8 protein-coding genes and 1 pseudogene are annotated in these 7,603 nt (G+C 61.3%); 8 read left to right on the forward strand and 1 reads right to left on the reverse strand.

Annotated features, from left to right (window positions below):
- The first annotated feature begins 197 nt into the window (after positions 1–197).
- From HY699_11440 to HY699_11460, 5 genes and pseudogenes are all read left to right on the forward strand, one after another.
- Positions 198–1,157 carry a homocysteine S-methyltransferase family protein gene (locus tag HY699_11440; GenBank protein MBI4516415.1) on the forward strand — a complete coding sequence of 320 codons (960 nt, stop codon included), beginning with the start codon at positions 198–200 and terminating at the stop codon, positions 1,155–1,157.
- A gap of 195 nt (positions 1,158–1,352) precedes the next feature.
- Complete coding sequence (locus HY699_11445; protein ID MBI4516416.1) at positions 1,353–1,634, forward strand: type II toxin-antitoxin system Phd/YefM family antitoxin; 282 nt, start codon at positions 1,353–1,355, stop codon at positions 1,632–1,634.
- Positions 1,631–1,918 (forward strand): type II toxin-antitoxin system RelE/ParE family toxin, encoded by a 288-nt coding sequence (locus HY699_11450; protein ID MBI4516417.1) that lies wholly within the window; start codon positions 1,631–1,633, stop codon positions 1,916–1,918. Before HY699_11445 ends, HY699_11450 begins: the two co-directional genes overlap by 4 nt.
- Before the next feature lie 369 nt (positions 1,919–2,287).
- Positions 2,288–2,467, forward strand: a complete 180-nt coding sequence (locus tag HY699_11455; protein MBI4516418.1) for a tyrosine-type recombinase/integrase — start codon at positions 2,288–2,290, stop codon at positions 2,465–2,467.
- 97 nt (positions 2,468–2,564) lie between these two features.
- Positions 2,565–2,931 (forward strand): annotated as a pseudogene (locus HY699_11460) (tyrosine-type recombinase/integrase).
- A 196-nt stretch (positions 2,932–3,127) separates the two neighbouring features.
- On the opposite strand, the gene HY699_11465 reads toward HY699_11460, so the two are convergent.
- Entirely contained in the window at positions 3,128–3,628 is a 501-nt protein-coding gene (locus HY699_11465; protein ID MBI4516419.1) for a hypothetical protein, read from the reverse strand.
- Positions 3,629–3,673: 45 nt separating this feature from the next.
- On the opposite strand from HY699_11465, the gene HY699_11470 reads away from it, so the two are divergent.
- The 3 genes from HY699_11470 (at position 3,674) to HY699_11480 (ending at position 6,961) form a co-directional block, all read left to right on the forward strand.
- The gene (locus tag HY699_11470) at positions 3,674–5,083 is read left to right on the forward strand and encodes a hypothetical protein (GenBank protein ID MBI4516420.1); all 1,410 of its coding nucleotides are present in this window, start codon (positions 3,674–3,676) and stop codon (positions 5,081–5,083) included.
- A 339-nt stretch (positions 5,084–5,422) separates the two neighbouring features.
- Positions 5,423–6,745 (forward strand): hypothetical protein, encoded by a 1,323-nt coding sequence (locus tag HY699_11475; protein ID MBI4516421.1) that lies wholly within the window; start codon positions 5,423–5,425, stop codon positions 6,743–6,745.
- A 3-nt stretch (positions 6,746–6,748) separates the two neighbouring features.
- Complete coding sequence (locus tag HY699_11480; protein ID MBI4516422.1) at positions 6,749–6,961, forward strand: hypothetical protein; 213 nt, start codon at positions 6,749–6,751, stop codon at positions 6,959–6,961.
- The last annotated feature ends 642 nt before the right edge of the window (positions 6,962–7,603 follow it).

Consider the following 7,603-nt stretch of genomic DNA (forward strand, 5'->3'; position numbering starts at 1 on the left):
CACTGGAGCCCCTAATCGCCCTACAATCCCCATAACAGGTGGGGAGCCCCGTCGGTGATCAGCGGTTCAGTTCAACGTGGCCTTTCCGCCATCCGGCGGCAACCACCACAGCATCTCGCGCAACCCCGTGTCGCGCCGGATGACGGAAAACCCTTTTACGTTAGGTCGCGAAGACAGATCCCACGAGTGGAACAACTATGGCCAGATACCGCAACCAACTTCCGCAACTCGGCCGCGGACTTTACCTCACCGATGGCGGCATCGAAACTACTCTAATCTTCCATGAAGGATTGGAGCTCCCGGACTTCGCTGCATTCCACCTGTTGAAGACGCCGAAAGGTGAAGCGGCGCTTCGCAAGTACTTTCGCATGTATGCGGAGATCGCGAAGCTGTTCGCCACCGGACTTGTTCTCGAGAGCGCGACTTGGCGGGCCAACGCGGACTGGGGAACACGGCTCGACTACACACCCGAGATGCTGGCCGATGCAAACCGTAGAGCGATCCATCTGCTCGAGGAGATTCGGGACGAGTACGAGACCGAACGGACTCGGGTGGTCATCAGCGGCTGTCTCGGTCCTCGCGGGGACGGTTATGTTCCCGATCGTGCCATGTCGGAGCAGGAAGCAGAGGCTTATCATCAGGCACAAGTCGAGACCCTTGCTGGTTCCTCTGCGGATATGGTGTGTGCCATCACCATGAACTACGTGGAGGAGGCGGTCGGGATTACGCGCGCCGCCCAGCGAGCGGACATGCCGGTTGCCATTTCCTTTACCGTCGAAACCGACGGCAATCTCCCGACCGGTCAGACCCTGAAGGCCGCGCTCGAGCAGGTCGACGAGGCGACGTCTGGTTATCCCTGCTACTATATGATCAACTGCGCCCATCCCACGCATTTCGAGCACGTGCTGACTGAAGACGGATTGTGGTTGGATAGGATTGGGGGCCTCCGAGCGAACGCTTCACGCAAGAGTCACGCAGAGTTGAATGAGTCACCGGAGCTCGATGTTGGGAACCCCGTCGAACTTGGAATGCAGTACGCCAGTCTCAAGCAACGGCTCTCGCGCCTCAATGTGATGGGGGGGTGTTGTGGCACGGACCACCGCCATGTGGAACAGATCGCTGAAGCGTGCTCGCCGCTTTTCCGCGCTGCGACCTAACTCAGCGGCTGCAGGCGACGGCGGGGAGCTTGCTTCCGTGACTGGTTGTGTTTCGGTTGGAGGTCGGTGCCAGTTCGCCGCCGCGCCTGAGCCGCACCGTTCGGCCCGCTCGCGCGAAACCCGGGAACAACCTTGAATCTTGTGATCGTGCCTGTGAAGGGGTAGCTTCCAGCTCGCATCGTTGCGGAGGACTCGATGAGCAGACAAGCCGACAGTATCCAAGTGGCCGATCTCGCGCATGACACGAACGCCGTCTTGCGCCGGGTCCGTTCTTCCAAGCGGCCGCTGGTCATCACGCGGCGCGGGCGCGGGACGGCGGTTCTCCTGAGCATGACGGCGTACGAGAAGGCCGAGCATGAACGCGAGCTGTTAAGATTGCTAGCGCGTGGCGAGAAGGAGATCGTGGAGGGTGCCGGGTTCGACCTCGACAAGGTGTTGGCTGATGCTGACGCCATTCTTGCGACCAAGCAACGGTGAGGGTCCGCTTTACCCCGTCGGCGCGGGCGCAGTTCTTGGGCGCCGTGGCGTACATCCGTCGCGACAAACCGTCGGCAGCCACGCGGTTCCGGCGGCGTGCCGAAACCGTGCTCCGACGACTGGAGAAGTTTCCAGAGTCTGGACGGAGGATTCCGGAGTTCCCGGACTTCCCGCATCGCGAGGTCATCGTTGCTCCTTGCCGTTTCTTCTACCGGGTGAAGGACGACACGGCCTGGATCGTCGGCGTCTGGCATGGTGCGCAACAGCCTCGTCAGCCCGAGTAATGACGTCTGGCCGAACCCCTATAAGGCCTCCGTTGTCAAGAAGACGCGGCGGTAGCGTCACGGGGGGGGGCTCTCGCGGGAAGCAGACGCGGCGGGCACGCTGAGGAGGGTGAGCTGACTTCGTTTCACAGCGGGTGCAGAAGCTGTGGTCTGCACCAAACACCTATTGAGGCTCTGTCGTCGAGGATCGCTGGTGCCGACTCGACGAGGCGACGCGATGGAGCACGCGGCGCGGCCTAGAAACTCATCGGTGCCCTCGTACCGGCCGACTCAAAGCAGGCGGGCTCTGGCACGCAGCCAGTCCCAGTTAGCCCAACTTCCACAACTCGCAGGGTCGAATCTAGACTTTCCCAGCACTTAGGTCGAAGCATGGCAATGCTGCTGTCCGGTTCGGGGCTTCTCTTGCTGGAGTGTTTGCGACTGCGGGTGAAGGACATCGACTTCACCGGAAGGGAGATTCTCGTCCGGCAGGGCAAGGGCAACGAGGATCGGGTGGCGATGCTCGCCGCCGCCGTGAAGGATCCGCTTCAGCGCCATCAGTTTCGGTGAGCCCACCGCGGTCTCATAGCCCGGTCCCTTACACCATCTCGATCGGGTGCGCCGCCTGCATGAGCACGACCTGCAGGCAGGCCTGGGGCACGTGCAACTGCCGGATGCGTTGGCGAAGAAGTGTCCGAATGCCAACCGGGAATGGGGGTGGCAGTGGGTGTTTCCGGCCGCACGCATCTGCACCGTCCCGCGCGCTTCGGCCCGCCGCAGCGCTACCACCTGCACGAGTCGGTGCCGCAACGTGCGATTCACGAGGCCGCCCGCAAGGCGCGGATCGCCAAGCCAGTCGGTCCACACACTCTTCGGAGCGCCATAGTTTCGCCACCCATCTCTTAGAAGCTGGCTATGAGATCTGCACGGTGCAGGAGCTGCTCGGGCACCGCGACGTGAAGACGACGATGGTGTACTGCCACGTCTTAAGTCGCGGCGGGCACGGTGTGCAGAGCGCGGCCGACGGCTGTTGACCGGCCCGCCCCGGGGGCGTAGCCCGCAAGGCTCGCGGGTAAACACACCGAGAGCGGAGGTGAACATCCACGACCTAACCGTTTGACTCCGTACGGGGTTGTGACCTATGGGAGCCACATGGCCGCGGGGCGTTACGCCGCGAGCCTCGCGGGGGTAGCGGACTGTTTTCGGGAGTCGAATTGTAGGCCCAGCCAGTCATGAGGAGGTGCAACGGTGCTCATCCAATCCGAGACGGACGCAATCAAGCTTCTGTTCGAAACGACCCACCTCATGATCCCGGTCGTTACGGGGACTATGGGGCTTTATTTCGGAAGCGTTGGGTTTCTTTGGCAGCGTCGCCCCCATGACATTCAGTCGCGACTCTACTTCGCAGGTACGCCGGTCGTCCTCCTCATCCTGTCTCTTGGGTTTTGGAGCGGCACATTGCCGTGCTGCATCCGAGCCACCCTCAGCGCCGATGTCGCGCTTTTCTACATCGGTCAATACTGCGCGCAGGCTGCACACCTCCTCTTCTTCTTCGGCATCCTTGTCGCCGCTTTTTTCTTCTTGGCAGTCTTTCGTCGAGCGAATCCGCATGCGCTCGCCTAACATCAGCATGCAGCGGTCGCGCCACCAGTTCGACGCTTTGTTGACGCGTCGGCGGGCGCGCCGCTGATGCTCAGCGTTCGGCCACGTTTGCCACGAGGTTCCGGTCACGCTCCATACAACGAAACTGCCAAGACCAAGACTAGGAGGTGAGCAATGGACCGCGCGTGGAAGATCATGGCCGCCGTAGCTATCGCGCTCGGCGCGGCAGCCTTCTTCTATTCGTTTTACCTGCCGCCTGGCAGTTCGCTGGCCGTACTAAGTCAGGCCCTTGGTGCATCACTCGTTCCGGCTGGTATCATCTCTATCATCACATCTGTTGCATCGAGCCATGTGATTGAGCAGAATCTTACCGGACGCTTTGACTCTTCAAGCAGTGCCCTGCGAGACCACATAGCGTCCCTTGGCGATGCCGCGAAACAGGTGGGACATACAGTATCGGCCGGACTTCAGACTGCTACCGGCGAATTGCAGCAATCAATAGACGACCTACGCATCACCAACGACTTCCTATCGAGAGCTCGCGACCTTGGGGTAGTAATGATCTATGAGAACCGCAATCAGGCACTCGACCATTTTTTGGACCATCTCGAGGAATTCGTAAGTCGGGGACAAAATCCAGACGCCGCCGTCGACGACAAGCGCGAGGTCGTCTTTGTGGCCTCATCGCTCCGCGGAGTGATCGAGGACGATCCGAAGTATGCAGCGCAGCTTGAACGAATCATCGCTTCACGAGGGAAGGCCGAGATGCGCTTCTTATTGACTCATCCGATCTTCTCCGAACTTCGGGAGGCGCAGGAAAGTCGCCCGCCGGGGGGAATTGCGGTTGAGATCCTCCATGCGATTGCATGGCTTGAAGATCGAGGCGTCCCACCAAGCGACATTCGCGTCTACAAAGGCACGCCAACCTGCTTCATGGTCGCGTCATCGGAGCGAATGCTGATCAACCCCTATCCCTACCAGCGAGAGGCTTATCGGTCGTTTTGTATTGAGGCCGTCAGCACCAGAAACGAAAGAGGAGTCTATCACTCATTCTGGGTCAATCATTATATGAAGCCGTGGTACGGTGAGGATAAGCGACGCGACCATTTTATCCAACCTAATGCGTTGCGCTACGTTCACGAGGTGCTCGATGGCCCATTTCCTCAGGGGTGGACGGTAGCAAGCCAAGGCAGTCATGCATTCGCGGATTTCTTCGTGATCCATGACCCAGAAGGAATGTATCTCGCCGTCAATGTTCGCGGCCTAGAGAAGACGATTGCATACGAGAGGGACTCGGATGGCTCGTGCAAGGAGCTTCAGGTTGGCGACACGCTTTCGGTGAGATTGCTGGACCTAACGACGTGCGATCCCAAATGGTCTGATGTAGGCCAGATTCAACTCGATAGAGGACGAAACGGATTTTGGCATCGCAAGCTCAGCGACTACAAGTCATTTAGTAGCTACGCGATGATCGGTGTTTTCGATGACAGAAACCAGAGCCCCTTCCACTTTGAGAAGAATCCGAAACTGGAAGGACAGAATCTACCGTTGATGTGGAAATGGTTCCGTCACGAGGACGCATAGATGGGGTGTGCCGCTGAATGGCGCCGAACAAGCGGCTCAAGCGGGCCGCTTGAAAAGCGCGGTCGCTTAGCCGCAAGGCGTTCGGCTTGTCGATGATCACCGACCACGAGATGAACACCAGGAGGCGAAGGCGTCCCTCTCCCGCACCTCAGGGGAAAGAACGAGGGACAAGTGGTCCGATTCGGCCGATTTGAGTCGGTATTGCCGCCGGGTGGTGATGGAGTCAGCAGTGAGGATGTGCTGTCGCGTTTGGGAACGCAGGGCCGACTGTTCCAATTCCCGACATCTATCTTCCGGCTGAAGCATGGCCGCCGTGACGATCTACCAGGAGCGCTCACAATGAACCTGATCTGGCGACTTTTCATCGTTCTTGCCATGTGTGCGGCCACGACGGGCTGCGCCGAGCTGGCGCTCAAGCAGAAAGAGCGACAGATGGAGCGGGTGGCGCGCGATTGGACAATGACCATTCGCGCCAGCCAGGTCGTTCCAGTCTATCCGCTCAGTCAGGACATTCAGGTGGGTGACGTCTATCTCGTCAACCGGACCGTCGCCGCGCAAAGCAAACGCTATCGTGAACGGGGCTTCATGCCGACCGATCTGTTGATTACCAGGCTCGACGTCGGTGACTTCGGGCCCTTCTACCGCACTCGCGAGCACCGCATTGCCGGCGAGCCCCTGGTGCTCCCGGGCGCGTGGCGCGACCTGCCGGGTCCGCAAGGACCATGGGGGCGGTTTCCGAAGGCGGGCTTCCCAAGCTACACGTTCACCGTTTCCAACTCGGGAGGGCTCAGCGTCGCCGTGCCCGTCTCCGCCGTACCCGTGGCGCTCTCCGTCACGGGCGCAGCCACGGCCACCGGCTCCATCACGATCGCCGATGCCGTGACGTACGGCATGGACGCATCATCCGTTTATGCGGTGCTCTTGGACACTAAGGAGAGGGGTCTGCTGAACCACGCCGTGCCCCCCGAGAAATCGCTGTGGTACCTGCGGGTGATCACGCGGGTGTTCGCCGCGAAATCGTTCGACGTGGTGCTCAACGCCACGTCAACGCTCGGCGGCGGAGTCGATGCCGGTGCACCGCAGCCCGTTGCCGACGCCGGCGGCCACCTGGAAACCGGTCAAACCGTCACGCAGATCAACGAGCAGCTCGGGACGGTCGGCAGGCTGCTCGACACGACCGGCCTGCCGCTGCCCGGCGGATCGCTGCGCGCAACGTTCGCCGGCGGGCGCACAATCGGCTTCAAGGAGACGTTCGTCGAGCCGATCGTCGTCGGCTATCACGGCTTCGACGTCGCGATCGACGCGCAGGGGAACCTCGGACCGATCATCCCCACGTTTCAGGTTCTCGAAGACGACGCCGCGCCACCGCAGCCCACCGGACTCACCGATCAGGACTCGGCATACCTTGCGATGCTCGCCCTCCTGCGCAAGACGGCGCGCACCAGTGAGGGCGACGCGGCTCTCGTGACGGCCACACTCATCCTGGCCGCCAAACGCGGTGCCTTCGAGGCCAAGTACACAGAAATGCTCGGGCAGCGTCGCACTGATCCAGTGGGCGCCTGGGTCGCCGTGACCGCAGCCGACGCCACGACCGTCGGCGCACGGAACCGGCTCACGGGACTCGTGTCCGGGGCGATCCGTGAAAAGGAGATAGGAGAGTAAGCCATGCCACGATTCACTCGGGAGTATCTCCCGAACAACGTCTCCGGCACCGTAGCCTGGGGAAAACTCACCGATGCCATTCGCGCGGGCAACACGAGCGTAGAAGTGCTTGCGCGCGTCGTAAACGGTGAGGCCAAGTGGGAGCTCCGCTCCTGGGATGGCATTCGGACTGACGAGTCGAACTCCGCCGGAGCCTCGGAGAACACGGATCACTGACCAGGAAGGGAAAAGGACAAGTCCAATTTGTCGCCGTGACGAGATGATCGGCCCGGCCGAACCCCTATAAGGCCTCCGTTGTCAAGAAGACGCGGCGGTAGCGTCACGGGGGCGGGGGCTCTCGCGTGGAGGTGGCTGGGGGTCTGGATAGCCAGACAGGTTGATTCAGTAGGGTGCCGGAACTTCCGAGGCCTCGCTCGTCAGTACAGACCCCCATCGCTATCCGCTATCAAGACCCTCCGTTGCTGCGCAGCCCGCCTGCCCGCCGTGATGGTCCACAGAGTCTGGCGGCCGTACACGACACGTCATGATCACCCGCGGCCTCTCCGACCCACCGACTCCCTGCGTCTTGAGGATCGCGCTGCGACCGGTGCGCGGGCGCCCCTGCGCCCCGTCGCCCCCTGCCTTCGAGCACCCCGCGCACTTGCCATCGAACCCCTATCCGCCCTACAATCCCCATATTATGTGGGGAGCACCGTCGGTGTTCAGCGGTTCAGTTCAACGGGGCCTTTCCGCCATCCGGCGGCAACCATCCGCTCACCTCGCGCCGCGACGCGTGGCGCCGGATGGCGGAAAAACCCTTTATCGTTAGACGGCCTCACGATGACGATGGAACGTTCCTGTCCTTGGTCAGGCTTCGCG

It is taken from the genome of Deltaproteobacteria bacterium, from assembly GCA_016210005.1.
Classification (GTDB): Bacteria; Desulfobacterota; Binatia; order HRBIN30; family JACQVA1; genus JACQVA1.